Raw genomic sequence first — 283 nt, 5'->3', positions numbered from 1 at the left:
CGGTGAAATTATAGTACCTGTGAAGATGCAGGTTACCTGCGACAGGACGGAAAGACCCCGTGGAGCTTTACTGCAGCCTGATATTGAATGTTGGTACAGCTTGTACAGGATAGGTAGGAGCCTTGGAAACCGGAGCGCCAGCTTCGGTGGAGGCATCGGTGGGATACTACCCTGGCTGTATTGACCTTCTAACCCGCCGCCCTTATCGGGCGGGTAGACAGTGTCAGGTGGGCAGTTTGACTGGGGCGGTCGCCTCCTAAAAGGTAACGGAGGCGCCCAAAGG

At 55.8% G+C, this 283-nt stretch carries 1 rRNA gene; it reads left to right on the top strand.

From position 1 onward, the window contains the following. Nucleotides 1–283 (top strand): 23S ribosomal RNA (locus R0J88_RS19565); the annotation flags it as partial.

It is taken from the genome of Pseudoalteromonas sp. SIMBA_162 (assembly GCF_046535955.1).
Taxonomy (GTDB): Bacteria; Pseudomonadota; Gammaproteobacteria; order Enterobacterales; family Alteromonadaceae; genus Pseudoalteromonas; species Pseudoalteromonas marina.
This window is presented reverse-complemented; position numbering and strand designations above follow the sequence as displayed.